This window comes from Rahnella laticis (genome assembly GCF_015644585.1).
GTDB classification, from domain to species: Bacteria; Pseudomonadota; Gammaproteobacteria; order Enterobacterales; family Enterobacteriaceae; genus Rahnella; species Rahnella laticis.
Window position 1 is genome coordinate 427,777 of record NZ_JADOBI010000005.1, and the last position, 20,145, is coordinate 447,921.

Annotated in this window: 19 protein-coding genes; 8 read left to right on the plus strand and 11 right to left on the minus strand. The window is 52.0% G+C overall.

What is annotated here, in order from left to right; all coding sequences use genetic code 11:
- Window positions 1-9: 9 nt before the first annotated feature.
- Entirely contained in the window at window positions 10-231 is a 222-nt protein-coding gene (locus IV433_RS13920) for a DNA-binding transcriptional regulator (RefSeq protein ID WP_195814672.1), read from the plus strand.
- A 40-nt stretch (window positions 232-271) separates the two neighbouring features.
- Here the strand turns inward: IV433_RS13920 and IV433_RS13925 are convergent, their stop codons facing one another.
- On the minus strand, window positions 272-640 hold the full coding sequence (locus IV433_RS13925; RefSeq protein ID WP_229893375.1) for a hypothetical protein: 369 nt from the start codon (window positions 638-640) through the stop codon (window positions 272-274).
- 206 nt (window positions 641-846) lie between these two features.
- On the opposite strand from IV433_RS13925, the gene IV433_RS13930 reads away from it, so the two are divergent.
- Window positions 847-1,902 carry a phage integrase gene (locus IV433_RS13930; protein WP_195814375.1) on the plus strand — a complete coding sequence of 352 codons (1,056 nt, stop codon included), beginning with the start codon at window positions 847-849 and terminating at the stop codon, window positions 1,900-1,902.
- Window positions 1,903-2,216: 314 nt separating this feature from the next.
- Here IV433_RS13930 and IV433_RS13935 read toward each other — a convergent pair whose 3' ends face one another.
- The 4 genes from IV433_RS13935 to ftnA all read right to left on the minus strand — a co-directional run bounded on the left by IV433_RS13935 (window position 2,217) and on the right by ftnA (window position 4,510).
- Window positions 2,217-2,552: a YebY family protein gene (locus tag IV433_RS13935; RefSeq protein ID WP_195814374.1), complete on the minus strand. Its 336-nt coding sequence runs from the start codon at window positions 2,550-2,552 to the stop codon at window positions 2,217-2,219.
- 37 nt (window positions 2,553-2,589) lie between these two features.
- Complete coding sequence (gene copD, locus IV433_RS13940) at window positions 2,590-3,474, minus strand: copper homeostasis membrane protein CopD (protein WP_195814373.1); 885 nt, start codon at window positions 3,472-3,474, stop codon at window positions 2,590-2,592.
- Between the two features lie 3 nt (window positions 3,475-3,477).
- Window positions 3,478-3,864, minus strand: a complete 387-nt coding sequence (copC, locus tag IV433_RS13945; RefSeq protein WP_370530261.1) for a copper homeostasis periplasmic binding protein CopC — start codon at window positions 3,862-3,864, stop codon at window positions 3,478-3,480.
- 139 nt (window positions 3,865-4,003) lie between these two features.
- Complete coding sequence (ftnA, locus tag IV433_RS13950; protein WP_104922633.1) at window positions 4,004-4,510, minus strand: non-heme ferritin; 507 nt, start codon at window positions 4,508-4,510, stop codon at window positions 4,004-4,006.
- A gap of 408 nt (window positions 4,511-4,918) precedes the next feature.
- On the opposite strand from ftnA, the gene IV433_RS13955 reads away from it, so the two are divergent.
- Window positions 4,919-5,149, plus strand: a complete 231-nt coding sequence (locus tag IV433_RS13955) for a DNA polymerase III subunit theta (RefSeq protein WP_195814371.1) — start codon at window positions 4,919-4,921, stop codon at window positions 5,147-5,149.
- Between the two features lie 37 nt (window positions 5,150-5,186).
- Here the strand turns inward: IV433_RS13955 and pip are convergent, their stop codons facing one another.
- The 4 genes from pip to dbpA all read right to left on the minus strand — a co-directional run bounded on the left by pip (window position 5,187) and on the right by dbpA (window position 10,778).
- Window positions 5,187-6,143, minus strand: a complete 957-nt coding sequence (gene pip / locus IV433_RS13960; RefSeq protein WP_195814370.1) for a prolyl aminopeptidase — start codon at window positions 6,141-6,143, stop codon at window positions 5,187-5,189.
- Between the two features lie 555 nt (window positions 6,144-6,698).
- Window positions 6,699-8,738: a S9 family peptidase gene (locus IV433_RS13965; RefSeq protein WP_195814369.1), complete on the minus strand. Its 2,040-nt coding sequence runs from the start codon at window positions 8,736-8,738 to the stop codon at window positions 6,699-6,701.
- Window positions 8,739-8,867: 129 nt separating this feature from the next.
- Window positions 8,868-9,233, minus strand: coding sequence for a protein YebF (gene yebF, locus IV433_RS13970; RefSeq protein ID WP_195814368.1), 366 nt, complete (start codon window positions 9,231-9,233; stop codon window positions 8,868-8,870).
- A gap of 162 nt (window positions 9,234-9,395) precedes the next feature.
- Entirely contained in the window at window positions 9,396-10,778 is a 1,383-nt protein-coding gene (gene dbpA / locus IV433_RS13975) for an ATP-dependent RNA helicase DbpA (protein WP_195814367.1), read from the minus strand.
- A gap of 259 nt (window positions 10,779-11,037) precedes the next feature.
- Between dbpA and purT the strand changes: the two genes are divergently transcribed.
- Window positions 11,038-12,216 (plus strand): formate-dependent phosphoribosylglycinamide formyltransferase, encoded by a 1,179-nt coding sequence (purT, locus tag IV433_RS13980; protein WP_195814366.1) that lies wholly within the window; start codon window positions 11,038-11,040, stop codon window positions 12,214-12,216.
- Window positions 12,217-12,299: 83 nt separating this feature from the next.
- Here the strand turns inward: purT and IV433_RS13985 are convergent, their stop codons facing one another.
- Window positions 12,300-12,479, minus strand: a complete 180-nt coding sequence (locus IV433_RS13985; protein WP_101077138.1) for a YoaH family protein — start codon at window positions 12,477-12,479, stop codon at window positions 12,300-12,302.
- Window positions 12,480-12,639: 160 nt separating this feature from the next.
- Between IV433_RS13985 and pabB the strand changes: the two genes are divergently transcribed.
- The 4 genes from pabB to IV433_RS14005 all read left to right on the plus strand — a co-directional run bounded on the left by pabB (window position 12,640) and on the right by IV433_RS14005 (window position 18,194).
- Window positions 12,640-14,013, plus strand: a complete 1,374-nt coding sequence (gene pabB / locus IV433_RS13990; protein WP_195814365.1) for an aminodeoxychorismate synthase component 1 — start codon at window positions 12,640-12,642, stop codon at window positions 14,011-14,013.
- The gene (locus tag IV433_RS13995; protein ID WP_195814364.1) at window positions 14,010-14,612 is read left to right on the plus strand and encodes a CoA pyrophosphatase; all 603 of its coding nucleotides are present in this window, start codon (window positions 14,010-14,012) and stop codon (window positions 14,610-14,612) included. Before pabB ends, IV433_RS13995 begins: the two co-directional genes overlap by 4 nt.
- Before the next feature lie 168 nt (window positions 14,613-14,780).
- The gene (locus IV433_RS14000) at window positions 14,781-16,145 is read left to right on the plus strand and encodes an L-serine ammonia-lyase (protein ID WP_195814363.1); all 1,365 of its coding nucleotides are present in this window, start codon (window positions 14,781-14,783) and stop codon (window positions 16,143-16,145) included.
- A 456-nt stretch (window positions 16,146-16,601) separates the two neighbouring features.
- Window positions 16,602-18,194: an EAL domain-containing protein gene (locus tag IV433_RS14005; RefSeq protein WP_195814362.1), complete on the plus strand. Its 1,593-nt coding sequence runs from the start codon at window positions 16,602-16,604 to the stop codon at window positions 18,192-18,194.
- A 70-nt stretch (window positions 18,195-18,264) separates the two neighbouring features.
- Here the strand turns inward: IV433_RS14005 and IV433_RS14010 are convergent, their stop codons facing one another.
- Window positions 18,265-19,824 (minus strand): TerC family protein, encoded by a 1,560-nt coding sequence (locus IV433_RS14010; protein WP_195814361.1) that lies wholly within the window; start codon window positions 19,822-19,824, stop codon window positions 18,265-18,267.
- Window positions 19,825-20,145 lie beyond the last annotated feature (321 nt).

A 20,145-nucleotide genomic window follows, 5' to 3' on the forward strand; every position in this document is an offset into this window, starting at 1 on the left:
GTGATTATTATGATGCACTGCCCGAAATGCCAGCACGCAGCACACGCCCGTTCCAGCCGTTATCTGAGCATCAATACTAAAGAACGTTACCACCAGTGCCAGAATATCAATTGCAGCTGCACGCTTAAAACGCATGAGTCGATTGCGGACATCATCGTCGAGCCAGGTACAGTTCACGCTGTGCAGTTGCACCCGGACAAGCATCAGCAACAATCTTTGCAGATGCATTAAAACAAGAAACCCGCCAATGGCGGGTTTCTTGTTTTAATGATTACCAGCTAAGTTTTTCACCGCTGGCTTTCAGATTTTGTTTGTACATCATATCCAGAGTCGCGTAAGTGCACATATCAAACGCACCTTCACAATAATCCCCGATTACCTTATTCAGTATTTCTTTATTTTTGACTTTGGTCAGATTCTTAAAAGCGGTCAGATTTTGCTTTTCCATCATTCGAAGCGTTGTTGGTTGGCACATATCAACGGCACCATCACAGTAATCCGCCTTTACCTTCGCCTTGATGTATTCAATAACTTCTTGTTTCTGCGCTTCGGAACCGTCGAATTCCATCGGGTTAACAAATGCAGCACTCGCGGTAAACGGAAGCACCAAAACAGCAAATCCCAGAACAAACTTCATCATTAAGTCCTTATAGTGAAAGCAAACTGTTAAGACCAATCTTAACAATCTGGAATCAAAATTTCACGATTTCTGCCGCAACCTTTCCAAAAGATACTGCTTAGACAAATAGACCGGTTGCTGCCATTGCATGTATAAGACTGACTAAATCAAACATTTACACTGGTTTTATATACAGTAGAATTCACATTCTCAAAAAGGAGAATGTGATGAGTGTAAGAAAGCTGTCTACAGGCAAATGGTTATGCGAGTGCTACCCGAACGGGCGCGAAGGTAAGCGGTGCCGCAGGCAGTTTGATTCCAAGGGTGAGGCCTTAGCCTTTGAGACTTACACCATGGATCAGGCAAAGAACAAACCCTGGCTTGGTGAGAAGGAAGACCGGCGGAAGCTGAGCGAACTGGTCGAACTCTGGTACAGCCTGCACGGCTGTTCTCTGAATGATAAAAAGGGACGACTGGGCAAACTAAGGATTATCAGCGCGGGTATGGGTGACCCGATAGCCAGCATGATCACACCGAAGGACTGGGCGCATTATCGTGATCAGCGCCTGCGCGGTGAAATCGATAACGGCTACAGTACCAGTCTGGCTACCAGGAAGGTTTCAACCGGTACGGTGAACTGCGAGCACGCTTTCTTACGGGCGGTGTTCAATGAGCTGAAACGCCTGGGGGAATGGTCGTTGCCTAACCCGCTGGAGAATATCCGCGAGTTCGACCAGCCGGAACGTGAAATGGCATGGCTGACTCAGGAACAAATTTTGCAGCTCATGGCAGCTTGTGAGCAGCATGGAAATGACGAATTAACGCTTATCGTTAAAGTCTGCCTTTCAACCGGCGCACGCTGGAACGAGGCGGCAAAAATCAAAAGCTCGCAGATTTCTCCCTATAAACTCACCTTCATCAATACCAAAGGTAAAAAGAACCGTACCGTTCCCCTCACCCGCCCTATCTACGACGAATTGATCGCCCGTAAAGGCACGCCCTTCTCACCCTGCTATAAGCAGTTTTATCGGGTGATCAGGCTGGCCGGCATCGAGCTGCCTGAAGGTCAGATGACGCACGTTCTGCGGCACACGTTCGCCAGTCATTTCATGATGGCGGGTGGCAACATTATCGTGTTGCAGCGCATCCTCGGGCACTCAGATATCCGGGTCACTATGCGATACGCGCACTTTGCTCCGGATCACCTGGAAGACGCTATCCACCTGAATCCGTTGGCTCAAATCAGTGGCGATAAAATGGCGATGGAGAATCCAAATGAGTAACATTGAGGGTAAGTAAAAATAGCCTAAGTGATTGTTTTTACTATAAGTGATTGTTTTGAAAAACAGGCAAAAAAAAGACCGAATACGATTCCTATATTCGGTCTAGGGAAATGGCTCTTGGGAGAGAGCCGTGCGCTAAAAGTTGGCATTAATGCAGGCGGTTAAGCCGTACAACTTAAAGAGTAGCCGAGGCCTGACTATTTTCCACCCAGCTTGAAACATAGTGATAATAACAATGATGTATTATTCTCATTGTGTGACAACATACGCAAAACATGGGATTAACATCAGGCGGTTACCGGCTGCACGGCGATTCAGCAAAGTGTCTCGGCTTTGGCGATAAACGGCGCGAGGCTCATTTTTTGCCCCGGATTAGCCGGGTCGTCTAGCCAGATTTTCTCCAATGGCACGGCCTGAACCTGGCGGTTTTTAACCTGCTCTTTGGCGACGTCGTTCAGAGGATATTGCGCCAGTGTGCTGTCGTTAATGACATACAGCGCGTTACCGGGACGGCATTGCAGCATGACTTCTTCACGCGTAAAAGCCCAGGCTTTGCCATATTGCAGGCGGCTGATCGTTTCGACCTGCGGCGCCGCAAAACTGCTGGCAGATAAGGTTAGCAACACACAGGCGAGCAGTGTTTTCCTCATGATTTTTCCTCAGTAAATAGTAAATTCTTCATGCTTTTCAGCCCGGCGCAAGGGTTGCAAACCAGCTCACCGCCAGTAAAACCCATAACGCCAGTCCCCATTCGAGCCACGTCATCATGATGAAACGGCGCTGGGCCAGCTCCGGCTGTTTACCCATTAACGGCACCAGCCGGTAACGGTTGAAAATGGCGACGCCGCACATGATCCCGACCAGCGCCACTTTGATGACGAGAAGACGCTGATAAAGCGAGGTCATATCGACCGGCCAGCGCTGCAAAATAATCGCGGTATTCAGAATGCCGGTCAGGATAACCAGCGCGACGGCGGCGTGGCCCCAGACCGAAAACCGGATAAGCGTGGCAATCGCATAAGGGCGCGTCGCAGGTTGTCGCGTATATAACATGCAGGTCAGCAGCGGGTATAAGCATCCGAACCAGTAAGCCGCGCTGAGCAGATGCACGACATGATTAGTCCGGTGTAACAGCCCCAGCGCGCCGTCATGCATCGCCGCATGGCCGATCAGCGCCTGACTCATCAGTAAACCGAGGGCGCACAAAAAGATGATCACGTTGCGTCCCGGCAACCAGTCCATCAGCATGACCAGCAATAATGCTGCCGTCAGTAACAGATGCCAGCGCCAGACGTCACCAAACGACGTCGTGAGCACCAGCAGCCAGACGTTCAGGTTCAGCCCGTCACCCCAGCCATTCCCCATAAGCGCGGCCTGAATTGCGAGCATTCCCACAGACGTCACCGCCGCCAGAATGCCAGACCACATCATCACAGACTGATTTTTACGCAGCAATACGGCAGAAAAGCCCTGGGGTGCCAGTAAGGAGCAAAAGACGCTCAACCCAAAAATTTGCATCAGTGAAGCAAAGTGGACAAACCGGCACAGGACAAACATGGCAGTCAGGCTCATCGTTTATTTAACGGTGAAACTGTACTGACCGTGTGTTTTATGACCATCAACGGAGACAACGCTCCACGTTACCAGGTATTTACCCGGCTTCAGCGTTTCCGGAAGCGGGAGAACCGCCTGAGTTTTGTCATTCGCGGCAAGCGTCATAGCGCCAGCTTTAACGGTATTTTTATCTGCGTCGGTTAGCGTAATTTTGCTGAAATTAGGTTCGATGCCTTCGCTAAAGCCCAGTGACAATTCGGACGGGCTGACGGTGACAACGGTGTCGGCGGCGGGCGTTTCTGTTTTCAGGTGTGCGTGGGCAGAAGCCTGCTGTGAGATAAATCCGCCCAGCAAAACAGCTGAGACTGCCAGTGCACGGCAAAGAGAAGTGGTTTTTTTGAACACGATAATTCCTTGGCTTGCTTAACGATGAATTTATAACGCCGTCACTTTATCGCAAACCGCTCCAAAACGTTTGTCAAAAAAACATAAAAAAACGCAGAGGCCTGAGCACTCTGCGTTTTTATGAACCACATCGACAGGAAAATTAGCCTGCCGGAGCCTGTGCCACCATGTTCTTCAGGTCTTTATCCACGAAGAACAGGCCGTTACCGGTGTTGCTGACCAGAGCCAGTTTATCGAGAACGGATTTGAACAACGTTTCTTCTTCATGCTGTTCAGCAACGTACCATTGCAGGAAGTTGAAAGAAGAATAGTCTTTCAGCGTCATGGACAAATCGGCCAGTTCGTTGATTTTCTGGGTGATCAGTTGCTCATGCTCATAGGTTTGTTTGAACAAATCAGTCAGAGATTCAAACGCCACCGGCGGAGCAGCAATCGCGCCCAGCAGAGGTAATGCGCCGGTATCGCTGACGTATTTGAACAGGCGATGCATGTGATCCATTTCTTCCATGGAGTGCTGTTTCAGGAACGCCGCTGCGCCTTCGTAGCCTTTATCGCTGCACCATGCACTCATCTGCAAATATAAATTGGCAGAGTAAAACTCGAGGTTCAGCTGTTCGTTCAGCTGGTCGATCATTTCTTTTTTAAGCATAATGCGGCTCCATAAAATAAATTAAGGCAGATGAATGGGATTATTTACCCGCATTATGCCCGCATCAATACAAAATAAAAACACCCGATTCACATTATTAATCATGCAGGCAACAATATAAATTAACTCATTGAATTTAATGAAATTTATTTTCATGAAAATATGTATTAATGATAATCATTAACATAAAGAATGTTATTAAAAAGAATCATTCTTATTTAAATATCCTGCTTTAATCTTTTAGTTGAATATAATTATCACCTAGATTTCGGGAATAATTCTTATTTACTCATTAACACCAGGGAATCGCGCCAACAACACTGGGGGATAATAAAATTCTAAAGACAACATTCACCCTGCGCAGGGTGTCGGGTACAATGCGGCGAAATGGTTTAGCAGGAAACAACAATGAGCATTAATCTGGCCGAAATCAGCAAAGACGAGATGGATCGCATTAACGTCGATCTCGCCGCGTCAGCCGTCGCTTTTAAGGAACGTTACAATATGCCCGTTGTAGCTGAGATGGCGGAACGAGATCAGCCGGCGCATTTGCGCACTTACTTCCGTGAACGGGTCATGTTTTATCGCGGGGAATCACATAAATTCTCCCGTTTACCTTACGAACCGAAGCAAAAATAAGCGACGGCTTTGCGGGTAAACGGGGGCACAGAAGCCGTTAACGCCGGGCGGCGAAACGCTGGTTAGTACGGATCAATTGATCGAGGATCCCGGGCTCGTCAAACGAATGCCCTGCCCCTTCGATGATGTGCAGTTCCGCTTCCGGCCAGATCTGTGCCAGATCCCAGGCGTTTTGCACCTGACAGGCCATATCGTAGCGCCCATGGACAATAACGGCGGGAATGTGGCGGATGCGTTCCACATTGCGCAAAAGCTGATCGTCGCTGTCCAGAAAACCCAGATGCGTAAAGTAATGGTTTTCGATGCGGGCAAACGCCAGCGCGAAGTTGTCCTCGCCGAAAGATGACGAACCTTCCGCAGGCAGGAGCGTCACAGTCTCCCCTTCCCACAGGCTCCAGATTTTCGCGGCTTCCAGCTGAACGGCGCGATCTGCCGAGGTAAGACGTGCGCGATAAGCGGCGATGACATCCTTGCGTTCTTCATCATCTAAAATCGACAAAATACGCTGCCATTTTTCAGGGAAGAAGCGGGATGCTCCATCCTGGTAATACCAGGTGAGTTCCTGTTTACGCAGCGTAAAAATACCGCGCAGAACCAGTTCACTGACATGTTCCGGATGCGTTTCGGCATAAGCCAGTGCGAGCGTTGATCCCCACGAACCGCCAAACACCAGCCATTTTTCGACACCCGCGAATTTACGCAGGCGTTCAATGTCTTCGACCAGATGCCAGGTCGTGTTGTTGTCGAGACTGGCGTGAGGTTTTGAACGCCCGCAACCACGCTGGTCAAACAGCATGACGTCATAATCATTGGGATCAAAAAGTTGCCGGTGAACCGATGAGCAGCCCCCGCCCGGCCCGCCGTGTAGAAATACCGCTGGTTTACCTTCCGGGTTTCCGCTGCGTTCCCAGTAAATCTGGTGTCCATCGCCCGTATCAAGCATGCCGCTGGCATACGCTTCCAGAGGCGGATACAACCCTTTTAATTTTGGCATGACATTTCCTGTTCTATTCGGCCAGTGTATTGATTGATGTGCTCGCCTGTTAATAACAGCGCATCGGTTCCGCCACGACAAGTTGTTATGACCAAAAATCGTTATTTCATATGCTGTTCGCATACTTAACACGCAATTTCGCCTGCAGGCTGGCTGCCCGCGAAACGAAAACTGCGAAGATGACAGAAGAAAAACGTGCAAAGCTGCTTGCAACTGACACGAAATAGGCAGTAAATAGCAGAGCAACCCAATCCACCAGCTTTAAAGAGAGGCGATTATGAGTAAAGGAATGGATAGCAAAAAAAATGCGAAGAAAAAGCCACTGAAGACCCCTGCTGAGAAGAAGGCTGAGAAAAAAGCCAAGAAAGCAGCTGCCTGATAAAGTTACTTCGTAGAATAAACCCGCTGAATGCGGGTTTTTTTATTCCCCCGTCATACTTCAAGCCGCAGATGCGTTAGCTGCGCTCCCTCACCCGAATCACTGACCCACGTCAGCTCATCGGGATTCGCTCACTTGCCGCCTTCCTGCGACTTGAATTATTTCGGGGGAACCTGTTATTTCTTCGCTGCCAGCGACAGAACAAAGGCATATTCCAGCGCGATATCTTCGTAAGCCTTGAAGCGGCCAGATTTACCACCGTGGCCGGAATCCATATCCGTGTGCATCAGCAGCTGATTGTCGTCAGTTTTCACATCACGCAGTTTCGCCACCCACTTCGCCGGTTCCCAGTATTGCACCTGTGAATCATGCAAACCGGTAGTCACCAGCATGTGCGGATAAGCCTGCGCACGCACCTGATCATAAGGGCTGTATTGCAACATATAGTCGTAATACGCTTTGTCGTTAGGATTACCCCACTCGTCATACTCGCCGGTCGTCAGCGGAATAGACTCATCGAGCATGGTGGTGACAACGTCGACAAAAGGAACCTGCGCAACGATGCCGTGGAACAAATCGGGAGCCTGATTAATCACCGCGCCCATCAGCAAACCACCTGCGCTGCCGCCCATCGCGTAAACCTGCCCTGCGTCGCCGTAACCTTCAGCTACCAGTTCTTTTGTCACATCGATGAAATCGTGGAACGTGTTGAGTTTGTTAAACAGTTTGCCGTCGTCATACCATTGTTGGCCCAGTTCTGCGCCGCCACGGATATGGGCCAGTGCGAAAACAAAGCCTCTGTCGAGAAGGCTCAGGCGGCTGCCGCTGAACGCCGGATCCATGCTGCTGCCGTATGAGCCGTAGCCGTAAACCAGTAACGGATTGGTGTTTGGCTTGAACAATTCACGGCGGTAAACCAGTGAAACCGGGACTTTCACGCCGTCGCGCGCTGTGACCCAGACGCGTTCGCTGCGGTAATTCGCCGCATCAAAATCTTTCACTTCCTGCTGTTTGAGCAACGTACGGTCATGCGTGTCGAGATCCAGCTCAAAGAGCGAACTTGGCATAGTCATCGACGAGTAGCCGTAACGCAGTAACGACGTATCCGGTTCCGGGTTGTACGCCAGCCAGGTGGTGTACGTCGGGTCATCAAATGCCAGTGATTTTTCCTCACCGCTGATCCAGTGGATCTGGCGCAGCTGCGTCAGCCCCTGATGGCGTTCCTCCACCACCAGCCAGTCGCGGAATAAACTAAAACCTTCGAGCATTACTTCAATGCGTGGTGCAATCAGCGTCTGCCACTGCGCTTCGGTGCCGTTTTCGCTTTTATACAGACCGAAGTTTTTACCGTCTTTGTTCGAACGGATATAGAAATTGCCCAGATAATGATCGAGCGCGTACTCATGATCTTTACGGCGCGACAGGAACACTTTCGGCGTCGCCTGCGGATCATCGGCATCCAGTAGCAGGATCTCGGACGTCGTGGTGCTGTCCAGGTGGATCAGGATGTATTTTTCTGACGTGGTTTTATCCAGCCCGACGTAAAACGTGTCGTCTTTTTCTTCGTAAACCAGTTTGTCCGTCTTCGGATCCGTGCCAACTACGTGGCGATAAACCTGATACGGCAGTAACGTTTTCTTGTGCTTACGGACGTAATACAGCGTCTGAGAATCGTTTGCCCACTCGCTGCTGCCGGAAGTGTTTTTCAGCAGGTCGTCAGTCCAGGTTTCATCATCCAGCTTTTTAATGCGAATGTCGTACTGGCGGCGGGACAGGAAATCTTCGGCCACGGCCATCAGTTTATTGTCCGGGCTGATGTCTAAACCGCCCAGCGTATAAAACTCGCCGTCGCTGGCGCGTTCATTTCCGTCGATCAGCGTCTGCCATTTTTCATGTTCGGCGGCAGGCTGACGCAAATAAATCGCGTATTCGTTGCCCGGCTCGTAACGGGTCTGATAACGGTAACCGTGTTTGACGTAAGGAACGGAGTGATCCTGCTGCGCAATACGCGCGACCATTTCCCCGTAAAGCGTTTCACGCAGCGCCTGATGGGGTTGCATCGCCTGATCGGTGTATTCGTTTTCTGCCGTCAGATACGCCAGAACCTGAGGATCGGCGCGGTCATCGTCACGCAGCCAGTAGTAATTATCGACACGGTCATCGCCGTGTACGCTCAGAGTTTGCGGGCGTTTTTCAGCCTTTGGAGGTGTCATCATCTCGGATCTCTTTGTCCTCTTTATGGTGTGACAAGAGTGACAGGTTTACACGGGGAAACCAAGAGACGGAATGTGCGGGAATTAGCGGGAATGTGCGCCCGTCAGGGGTTGCGGGCGCAGGGGAAAAACTCAGACCGGCGTGCTGTAACTGATTTCACCGAGCTGGCAGTTGAGCGTAACGTCGTAGGTTTTGTCGGCATGATCACCGCGGACTTTCAGCGGGATATCCCATTTCTTGTTATCACCGCTGATGCTGCCGGCATCAACCCACGCAACCGGCGTTGAGGTGCCGAGTGCTTTTTTATCCGCATCCCAGCGCGGAATACGGTTTTGCAGAAAATCGCGTTTCACCAGCGCCGCGAGTTCATCTTTCGTGGCATTCGCACAAGGTGTGACCGTCGCCGTTCTTACTTCAGGCTCATCGGCCTGAGCAGTCTGGATCAGACCGCTCATTCCTGCGACTGCCATTACCGCGCTCAAGATTATCTTTTTCATCGTTCGTCTTCCCAGTCTTTGTCTTTTATTACGCTGACCTTGCCGGAACAATAACCATACATACCGAAAGGTCATCACTTGTGTCAGACAATATAATCATCAACAAGCCAATAACACAACATTAACAATCAGACGAACAATGTAAAACGCGACATCACTCTTTTAGCGCAAAATAATCGCTTTGCAGTTTTTGCCTTTGATTTTCCCTTCCTGCAGGCGTTGCAGGGCTTTTTTCGCACTCTTCTGACGGATAGCAACGTAGGCGTGGATCGGGAACATATCAATTTTACCGACTTCTGCCGCGGTCAGCCCGGCATCGCCGGTCAGCGCGCCGAGAATATCGCCGGGACGGATTTTGGCTTTACGGCCACCGTCGATGCACAGCGTGGCCATTTCAGCATCCAGCGCCACCGGCGTTGCCGCCAGCGCATGCGCGGCAGGTTGCCAGGTGAACCGCTGACGGGTGTAATCTTCGAGCGCCGTCACACGTGGCATTTCCTGCGGAGTCACCAGACTGACCGCCAGACCGCTGGTTCCCGCGCGCCCTGTACGGCCTACACGGTGAACGTGAACTTCCGGGTCAAAAGACAGTTCATAGTTGATGACCAGACCTAACTGTTTGATGTCCAGCCCGCGCGCCGCAACGTCTGTTGCGACCAGCACACGACAGCTGCCGTTGGAGAAACGCACCAGTACGCGGTCACGGTCACGCTGCTCGAGATCGCCGTTCAGTGCCAGCGCACTGATCCCTTTGCCCGCCAGTGCGTCACACACTTCCTGGCAGTCGCGCTTGGTATTACAGAACACTACGCACGATGTCGGCTGATGCTGGTACAACACCGCCGCCAGCAGGGATAAACGCTGATGTTTATCCGCTTCGATAAACACCTGCTTGATGTCTGCCACATCATCTTCGCCTTCAATTTCCACTTTCAGCGGCTCGCGCTGGAATTTGGAGCTGATGCGTTCAATGCCGTCCGGATACGTCGCGGAGAACAGCAGCGTCTGGCGGGTTTGCGGCGTATAGCTGACCACATCTTCAATATCTTCACTAAAACCCATGTCCAGCATGCGGTCGGCTTCATCGAGCACCAGCACTTTGAGATCATCCAGCTTCAGCGTGCCTTTGCGCAGGTGTTCCTGAATACGGCCCGGCGTGCCGACCACGATGTGCGGCTGACGAACCAGCGATTCGTTCTGAGGGCCGATTGACTGGCCGCCGCAAAGGGTCAGGATTTTGATGTTCTGGGTAAAACGCGCCAGACGACGTAATTCTTTACTGACCTGATCGGCCAGTTCGCGCGTCGGGCAAAGCACCAGCGCCTGCGCCACAAACTGTGAAACAGTGATGCTGTTCAGCAAACCAATGCCGAAAGCGGCTGTTTTACCACTGCCGGTTTTGGCTTTGGCGCGGACGTCCTGACCTTGCAGGATAGCGGGCAAAGAGGCTTCCTGAATCGGGGTCATTTCGGTGTAACCCAGTTCATTCAGGTTGGAAAGTTGCTCAGCGGGCAATGTCAGGACAGAAAAGGAATGCGTGCTCAAGGCGATAACTCTTTATGTGAGGCAAAAATCGGGGCAGCGGCAGGAGATCTGGCGCCATGGTTTGCTAAATGATAACAGAGACGCCCGCAGACTGCCTTAAACAGCAGAAAACCGGCTTAAAAAATCCTGTAAATCCCCTTCTGACGTACGCAGGGAATTTTTCAAACACACCGCGCAATCGTTTTCGTCCCCGATAATTTCAGATATACTGCGCCCCGAAATTCTTACTTTCCTTCATCAAAGATCTGGGTACGAAGCTATGTTAACCATTGGTACTGCACTGCGCACCGGCGCCACCCGCGTCATGTTGTTAGGCTCTGGCGAGCTGGGTAAAGAAGTGGCGATCGAATGTCAGCGCCTGGGTCTGGAAGTGATCGCCGTCGATCGCTATGCGGATGCACCCGCGATGCAGGTCGCTCACCGCAGCCATGTCATTAACATGCTTGATGGCGATGCGCTGAAAGCCGTTATTGAAAGCGAACGCCCTGATTTTATCGTGCCGGAAATTGAAGCTATCGCCACCAGCATGCTGGTCGAGCTGGAAAAACAGGGCCATAACGTGGTGCCGTGCGCCGAAGCGACGCGTCTGACCATGAACCGTGAAGGCATCCGTCGTCTGGCCGCGGAAACCCTCAAACTCCCGACATCGACGTATCAGTTTGCTGACGACGAAGCGTCTTTCCGTCAGGCCGTCGACGCAATCGGTTACCCGTGCATCATCAAGCCGGTGATGAGTTCCTCCGGTAAAGGCCAGAGCCTGATCCGCAGCGCTGAACAGTTACAGTCAGCCTGGGATTATGCCCAGCAAGGTGGCCGTGCCGGTGGCGGACGCGTCATTGTTGAAGGTCTGGTGAAGTTTGATTTTGAAATTACGCTGCTGACTATCAGCGCCATTGACGGCATTCATTTCTGTGCGCCAATCGGGCATCGTCAGGAAGATGGCGATTACCGCGAATCCTGGCAGCCACAGCAAATGACCGAACTGGCATTGCAGCGCGCGAAAGATATCGCAGAGAAAGTGGTGAAGGCGCTGGGCGGCAAAGGTCTGTTTGGCGTTGAGCTGTTTGTCTGCGGCGATGAAGTGATTTTCAGCGAAGTGTCACCGCGTCCGCACGACACCGGAATGGTCACGCTGATTTCTCAGGATCTGTCCGAGTTCGCCCTGCACGTTCGCGCATTCTTAGGTCTGCCGGTTGGGAAAATCCGCCAGTTCGGCCCGTCGGCTTCCGCGGTTATCTTGCCGGAACTGACCAGCAACAACGTTTCTTTCAGCGGGCTGGAAAACGCGCTGACCGGTTTCAACCAGATCCGTCTGTTCGGTAAACCGGAAATCAGTGGCAAACGCCGTCTGGGCGTGGCGCTGGCGATTGCCGATAACGTTGAAGACGCGGTTGAGCAGGCGAAACAAGCCGCAGCGGCGGTTACCGTTGAAGGCTGATGCCTGAATAAAGATGAAAAAAAACCGGACTCCGCAAAGGGTCCGGTTTTTTATGCCTGATATGTACTTATCAGGGCGGAAATTTACTCGTCTTCGTCATCAAAGATAACGGTCACGCGATCGCCTTTGTGCGTTTCACGAATTTCTTCCGCAACGGTTGCAATGGCTTCGCCGCTGCTCATTCCGGTTTCCATTAACTGGCGGATACGATCGGCGGCCTGTTCTTGTTCGGAATGTGATAGTGAAGGCATACCTGTCAGCATGGGAGATTCCTGTTGTACGTTAAACCGGCCCGCAGGCTGCGGGGTTGCACAGTATACGCCTTATTACTGCAAATCGCCTGTGCTGCTTTCAGGCAGCCGAATCTATGTTAGGATCGACGCTATAATACGTTTTAATTGCGCCCGGAAGCTCTTACCTGCCATGCAATCCACCCGTTCCGTAAATTTTCATACTTTGCCTTATCATCCCGATGCGCTGTCCGAGCAATTTTCTGCGCTCTCAGCTTTGCCGTGGGCCATGCTTTTGCATTCCGGCTCTGCGCAGCATCAGCATAATCGCTTTGATATTCTGGTGGCGGATCCGCTGGTCACGCTGACGACGTGCGGTGATATCACGCAAGTTGAGCAAAACGGTGAAATGACGTCACGGAAAGACGATCCGTTTGCCCTGCTGGAAGAATACCTTTCGGCATCCGGTTTGCAGGCGGAAAGCTCGCCTGATTTTCCGTTTCTGGGCGGCGCGCTCGGGCTGTTTGGCTATGATTTAGGGCGACGTATTGAGGCACTGCCCGACACGGCAGAACAGGACATCGCCCTGCCGGACATGGCGGTGGGTATTTATGACTGGGCGCTGATCGCCGATCACCATCTGCAACGTGTAACGCTGATTTGCCACCATGATGTTGCCGGCCGCCTGCACTGGCTGACGCAACAGAAGGCCACCGCCGCGAAGCCTTTCCGGCTTAAAGCGCCGTGGCAGTCCAACATGACCCGCGAGGCATACGGTGAAAAATTCCGCCAGATTCAGGAATACATTCACAGCGGTGATTGCTATCAGATTAACCTCGCGCAGCGATTTTCAACGCACTATTCCGGTGACGAGTGGCAGGCATTTTTGCAACTGAACAATGCGAATCGTGCCCCCTTCTCGGCGTTTCTGCGTTTGCCTGAAAACACGGTGATCAGTCTGTCGCCTGAGCGTTTTATCTGGCTGAAAGACCATCAGATCCAGACACGTCCGATTAAAGGGACGTTGCCACGCAGCGAGGATCCCGCAGAAGATGCACATCAGGCTGAGCGGTTGGCGGCATCGGAAAAAGATCGTGCGGAAAATCTGATGATCGTCGATTTATTGCGAAATGACATTGGCCGCGTTGCCACGCCGGGCAGCGTGCGCGTTCCCGAATTATTCAAAGTCGAGCCTTTCCCTGCGGTTCATCATCTGGTCAGCACCATCACAGCAAAACTGCCGGAAGCGTGCCACGCCAGTGCGTTGCTGCGCGCCTGTTTTCCCGGCGGCTCGATTACCGGCGCACCGAAAGTCCGCGCGATGGAAATCATCGAAGAACTTGAGCCACAGCGACGCAACGGTTACTGCGGCAGCATTGCATACATCAGTTGCTGCGGCACGATGGACAGTAATATCACCATCCGCACGCTGCTGACGGCGAAAGGGAAAATTTACTGCTGGGCAGGCGGCGGGATTGTGGCTGACAGCCAGGAACAGGCAGAATATCAGGAAACGTTCGATAAAATTGCCCGCATACTGCCTCAGTTAGGAGACGTTCAGCCGTGACTTTGCTGGAACAACACGCACCCGTGCAGACTTTTTCCCCCGCGGTGGAAGATTTCATCCTGCGCTTTCAGTTGCAGCAACCGCGTATGCCTGCCCCCGCATTGCGCGGAACCCGTCACGCCGCCGTCTTAATTCCGATTATCTGCCGGAAAGAGCCGACAATCTTACTGACGCGCCGTTCCGATCAGCTGCGTAAACACCCCGGTCAGGTCGCCTTTCCCGGCGGCGCAGCCGATGCAACGGATGCCTCAATTATTGCCACCGCGTTGCGGGAAGCTCAGGAAGAAGTCGCTATTGAGCCGGAACAGGTTCACGTTTTAGGCACGCTTTCACCGCAGGACAGCAGCAGCGGTTTTCAGGTGACGCCGGTTGTCGGGCTGTTGCCGGTCGATGTGACGTTCCATCCGGCTGAGGATGAAGTCGCCGAGCTGTTTGAAATGCCCTTGCAGGAAGCGTTTGACCTTGCCCGCTACCACACTCTGGATATTCATCGCAGAGGCATCCATCACCGGGTGTATTTATCCTGGTATCAGCAGCAATTTGTCTGGGGACTCACGGCGGCGATCATCCGCCAGCTCGCCCGGCAGGTTGAAGTCTGAGCCCGCTGATTACATTCCGATCACACTTTTGCATCAAATAAGTTTATTTCATGCGAAAAATGAAACTTTTGCCCCTCAGGCCTTTTAAACTATAGATTGAGCCACAAGTTCAGTTGTGGCTGTCAGGGATCCCGTTCCCTGCCGTAATTCATTACAGGAGTATTCGACGTGATTAGCGTTTTCGACATGTTCAAGGTCGGGATTGGCCCTTCCAGTTCCCATACTTTGGGCCCGATGAAAGCCGGGAAACAGTTCGCTGATGACCTGCTCGAAAAGGGCATGATGCCTGCCGTTACGCGTGTCGCCGTGGACGTTTTTGGTTCCCTGTCTCTCACAGGCAAGGGCCACCACACAGATATCGCCATTATTTTAGGTCTGGCGGGTAACCAGCCAGATACCGTCGACATCGACGGCATTCCCCATTTTATTCGCGACGTTGAGCAGCGTCAGCGCCTGCCGCTGGGTGAAACTCAGCACGAAGTCGATTTCCCCCGTGACACCGGCATGGTGTTTCGCGGTGAGAATTTACCGCGCCATGAAAATGCGATGCAAATTCATGCCTTTTCCGGCGACAAAATGATTTACAGCAAAACCTACTACTCTGTCGGTGGAGGTTTTATTGTCGATGACGAGCATTTCGGTCAGCCGGTGCTTGATGAAGTGACGGTGCCTTACAGCTTTAATTCCGCCAGCGAAATGCTGGCCAAGTGCAAGGAAACCGGCCTTTCGTTGTCAGGTTTGATGATGAAAAATGAGCTGGCCCAGCACAGCAAACAGGACATCGAACAGTATTTCGAGAAAATCTGGCACACCATGCAGGCCTGCATCGACCGTGGTTTGAATACGGAAGGCGTTCTGCCTGGCCCGCTTCGCGTTCCGCGTCGCGCCTCTGCCTTGCGCAGAATGCTGGTGTCCAACGATAAACTGTCTAATGACCCGATGAACGTGATCGACTGGGTGAACATGTTTGCCCTGGCCGTGAACGAAGAAAATGCGGCCGGCGGGCGCGTGGTGACAGCGCCGACAAACGGCGCCTGCGGGATTGTTCCGGCGGTGCTGGCGTATTACGACCAGTTTATTCAGTCGGTCAGCCCGGATATTTACCTGCGTTATTTTCTGACCTCCGGCGCGATTGGCATTCTCTACAAGATGAATGCGTCGATTTCGGGTGCGGAAGTCGGTTGTCAGGGCGAGGTCGGCGTGGCGTGTTCTATGGCCGCGGCGGGCCTGACAGAACTGCTGGGCGGCAGCCCGGAACAGGTGTGCGTGGCAGCGGAAATTGGCATGGAACACAATCTGGGCTTAACCTGCGACCCGGTTGCCGGGCAGGTTCAGGTTCCGTGCATCGAGCGTAACGCGATTGCTTCTGTAAAAGCCATCAACGCCGCACGCATGGCCTTGCGCCGGACCAGTGAGCCACGCGTTTCGCTGGATAAAGTGATCGAGACCATGTACGAAACGGGCAAAGATATGAACGCGAAGTACCGCGAAACGTCCCGCGGCGGTTTAGCCATTAAGGTTCAGTGCGACTAATCATTTGCAGGATTTTTCGTCTCCAGGCGGCTGGCGGGTTGGACCATTTTTGGCCCGTTTGCCGCAGGAAATACCACTCCCGTGGGAGCCGGTAGCAATAAAACCTTCGCTAACAACAACCTGTTGTATTATCAATACATAATGGTAGTGACACTTGCATTATACCCTGCAGGTACGGCATGCTGATTTCCGCCTGATTTTCCCGTTCAGAGAACCTCTCTATACACTGAAAATACATGCCGAAAATATGCAGGGAAAACACACGTGACAACGTCACCGATACGGATTTCTTTTGATTTTTGCCGGGAAAAATAGGGAGTTTTCCACAACTCAGGCAGAGCGTCCGGCGATTTACAGCTACTATCAATAAGAACAAAACGGCTGTGACGCATCGGTAAACCTTTAAAAATAATAATTTTGAGCCTGCATTTAACACGGGATAAAAGGATTAGAACGATGCCGTTCTCCCAGACCGGACTTGCGAAGTATCGTTACTATCGCATTGCGCTTGCCTGCGCAATGGGGGTATTTACGCTGCTTCTGACTCTTGGCATTCGCATTTACGAACAAGCTCAGGTCATCGCAGAAGATCAACAACGTGTGGCTATCCATACCGTTGAAAAATTGGAGAAATTACTCGAACCTGCGTCGCCCGCAGGAAGAGCGATTCCTATCGACCAGACGCTAAGCTGCAACGCGCTGCAACCGGTCATGCAACAAACTGTCGCCCGTATGCAAACGCTGCGATCCATAAGCCTGGTCAGCAACGGCACCATCATCTGTTCGAGCCTGATCGGGGCTTTAGATCTTAATTTCAACAAAACACTGCCTACTCTGGCTCAGGGCAAAACACAGCTTGATCTGCGCGCGTCAAAATGGAGCAAGGTGGATGCGCCGACGCTGGTTCTCTGGCAACCCACGACGCCGGATAATCTCAACGGTGAACTGTTTGTTTATAATATCGGTGTCCTCTCGAACTTCCTGCTTGAGCCCCAGCCACCTTACGCCAGCCACATCGTATTAAATGTCGGAAGACAAAATCTTGAATACGGCAGTGACGAGATTGTGGAAAGCAGTCACCTCCCGCAGCCCGCCCTGCTGAGCGTCAGCTCTGATAAATACGATTTTTCCGTGTCACTCTATGGCGAACAAGCCAGCGATTTAGCCTGGAGTGAGCTGTTATCTCATCTGCCCCTTTCGGTATTAATCAGCCTGCTGACCGCCACCGCGGTTTATCTGCTTTCCGGCAGCCGGATCAGTCTGGCTTATCCGATCAGCCACGGGATTTCGCACCGCGAATTTAAGGTCTACTGTCAGCCCATTATTAACAGTACCGATGGCCGCTGTATCGGCGTAGAAACCCTGATGCGCTGGAAAAATCGCCGTCAGGAATGGGTGTCGCCCGATGTCTTTATTCCGCTTGCCGAACAGCACGGGCTGATCATTTCGCTCACGCGGTACCTGATTCAGACAGTTGCGGATAATCTGGAAGTGTTCCCTGCCACACCGGGTTTTTACGTCAGTATTAATGTCGCAGCGCAGCATTTTAATAACATGGAAATTGTGGATGACATCCGCAAAATCTGGCTTCCGGCGCAGCCTTCGGTTTCCCTGATGCTGGAACTGACCGAACGAACACGTTTGCAGGAATTACGCGCGGCAGAAATTTCACAGCTGAAAGAAATGGGGATCCTGCTGGCCATTGACGATTTCGGCACCGGCCACAGTTCGCTGAGTTATCTCAAAACGCTTAACCCTGACGTACTCAAAATTGATCAGGCCTTCACCGCGTCGATTGGTACGGACGCGATTAATGCGACGGTCACCGACACCATCATTACGCTGGCGCAGCGTCTGAATCTGAAGCTGATTGCCGAAGGGGTGGAAACGCGTGAACAGGTGGAATATCTGCGGCAGCGAAAAGTTGATTCATTGCAGGGTTATTATTTTGCCCGGCCAATGCCGATTGAAGTGTTTCCTGTCTGGCTTGAGCGCTATAAAAAATCGACTCAAATCATTACGCCGCCGAACGAAACCAAACCGGCCTGATAGGCTGTCACTGAATTCAAACCATAAAAAACGGCGACCGGAGTCGCCGTTTTCACTCAAGCAGAACCGGTTACTGTTCCTGCTCCCAGTCATTCTCTGACTTAATACGTGCAATGCGAACGCGCTCGATGCGGTATTCCGACACGTCCAGAATTTCAAAGCGCAGCGAAGCCATTTCAATCACCTCACCCGCCACCGGCATCTGCCCGGACTTCGACAGCAGTAACCCCGCCAGCGAAGCGAAATCATCATCAGGGCTGACCAGCGTGTTCACGTCGAGGATTTGCTGTAGCAAATGCAAATCCGTCCCGCCTTTGGCAATCCATGATTCACCGTCAGCAATAACGTCCGGCGTTTCATCTTCGTCCGGGAACTCGCCCGCAATGGCTTCGAGCACATCAAGCGGCGTCACCAGCCCCTGAATCACGCCAAATTCATTACTCACCACGACCAGACGGCCTTTCGCTTTACGCAGAACCGCAAGCAGATTGATGACGTCCATGGTTTCAGGCACCACAATCGGCGGCGTTTTTTCTGCAAACGCCACGATGTTTTCACCGTTTTCCAGCGCAACCAGCAGGTCCTTCGCACGAACGACGCCGATGACATCATCCAGAGAATGGCGGCAGATAGGGAATAAGCTGTGCGGCGTGTCGAGCAGCTGGCTGCGAATTTCGGCGGGTGACTTTTCACAATCGACCCAGGAAATTTCAGTTCGCGGCGTCATTACACTGCGCAGCGTACGCGAGGCCAGCGTCAGTACGCCGGTGATCATATGCCGTTCTTCTTCAGCAAACGTCTCACCCGCCGGTAACACATCGCCCGCCGGTTCATCTTCATTCTGACTCTGACGTTTCCCGCCCATCAGACGCTGAATCGCCTCGGCGGTACGTTCACGCATAGGACGGTTCGACTGGCTTTTCAGGAAGTTGCGGCGCGCAATCTGGTTGAACAACTCAATCAGAATCGAGAAACCAATCGCAGCGTACAGATAGCCTTTCGGAATATGGAAGCCAAATCCTTCTGCAATCAGGCTCAGGCCGATCATCAGAAGGAAGCTCAGACACAGCACGACAACCGTCGGATGGTTATTCACGAAGCGCGTCAGCGATTTAGACGCCAGCAACATCACACCCATGGCGATCACCACCGCCGTCATCATGACAGCCAGGTTGTTCACCATGCCGACTGCCGTAATCACCGCATCGAGTGAAAACACCGCATCAAGCACAACAATCTGCGCCACCACTGACCAGAAACTGGCGTAGCCGCGGTTTGGCGTTCCCTGTTCATCGTGCCCTTCCAGCCGCTCATGCAGTTCGGTTGTGGCTTTAAACAGCAGGAACAGACCACCGACCAGCAGGATCAGGTCACGCCCCGAGAAGCTGAACTGTGCGATGCTGAACAGCGGCGTGGTCAGTTTGACCATCCACGAGATCAGTGACAGCAGGCCTAAACGCATAATCAGCGCCAGCGACAGGCCGATGATTCGGGCTTTATCTCGCTGTTTAGGCGGCAGTTTATCGGCAAGGATGGCGATAAAAACAAGGTTGTCGATACCCAGAACAATTTCCAGGACAACAAGCGTCAATAAACCGACCCATATTGAAGGGTCCATCAGAAATTCCATGTCAGACTCCGCAATGAGTTAAAGAAAAAAGACGCAAAGAAACGCAATTCGCTGAGCTTCCAGAGGCTCGGCAAACTTTTTTTACTGCAAAATTAACAGATGAAAGCGGTTTCAGTGCGGCAAAAATCAGGCCCATTGGGGCGGATTTGCCGGTGATCATGAGGTGAAAAAGCGAAGAATAGTGACGTCGGTGACAGTCCATAGGGAGGGCTGATGCCCGGTACTCCTGTTCAATTATTGGGAAAATTACTCTATCAGGAATGATTATATGAAGAAAGTATGATTTTTTACCTTCAGCATCATCCTGTAACAACTATGCTG

Excerpts from the sequence above, each read along its gene's own strand:
- purT (WP_195814366.1), top strand. The coding sequence starts at position 11,038 with ATGTTAACCATTGGTACTGCACTGCGCACCGGCGCCACCCGCGTCATG.
- IV433_RS13930 (WP_195814375.1), top strand. The coding sequence starts at position 847 with ATGAGTGTAAGAAAGCTGTCTACAGGCAAATGGTTATGCGAGTGCTAC.
- IV433_RS13935 (WP_195814374.1), bottom strand. The coding sequence starts at position 2,552 with ATGAGGAAAACACTGCTCGCCTGTGTGTTGCTAACCTTATCTGCCAGC.
- yebF (WP_195814368.1), bottom strand. The coding sequence starts at position 9,233 with ATGAAAAAGATAATCTTGAGCGCGGTAATGGCAGTCGCAGGAATGAGC.
- IV433_RS13965 (WP_195814369.1), bottom strand. The coding sequence starts at position 8,738 with ATGATGACACCTCCAAAGGCTGAAAAACGCCCGCAAACTCTGAGCGTA.
- IV433_RS13985 (WP_101077138.1), bottom strand. The coding sequence starts at position 12,479 with ATGCTGACAGGTATGCCTTCACTATCACATTCCGAACAAGAACAGGCC.
- IV433_RS13920 (WP_195814672.1), top strand. The coding sequence starts at position 10 with ATGATGCACTGCCCGAAATGCCAGCACGCAGCACACGCCCGTTCCAGC.
- copD (WP_195814373.1), bottom strand. The coding sequence starts at position 3,474 with ATGAGCCTGACTGCCATGTTTGTCCTGTGCCGGTTTGTCCACTTTGCT.
- pip (WP_195814370.1), bottom strand. The coding sequence starts at position 6,143 with ATGCCAAAATTAAAAGGGTTGTATCCGCCTCTGGAAGCGTATGCCAGC.
- IV433_RS13955 (WP_195814371.1), top strand. The coding sequence starts at position 4,919 with ATGAGCATTAATCTGGCCGAAATCAGCAAAGACGAGATGGATCGCATT.
- ftnA (WP_104922633.1), bottom strand. The coding sequence starts at position 4,510 with ATGCTTAAAAAAGAAATGATCGACCAGCTGAACGAACAGCTGAACCTC.
- IV433_RS13925 (WP_229893375.1), bottom strand. The coding sequence starts at position 640 with ATGATGAAGTTTGTTCTGGGATTTGCTGTTTTGGTGCTTCCGTTTACC.
- IV433_RS14010 (WP_195814361.1), bottom strand. The coding sequence starts at position 19,824 with ATGGAATTTCTGATGGACCCTTCAATATGGGTCGGTTTATTGACGCTT.
- pabB (WP_195814365.1), top strand. The coding sequence starts at position 12,640 with ATGCAATCCACCCGTTCCGTAAATTTTCATACTTTGCCTTATCATCCC.
- IV433_RS14005 (WP_195814362.1), top strand. The coding sequence starts at position 16,602 with ATGCCGTTCTCCCAGACCGGACTTGCGAAGTATCGTTACTATCGCATT.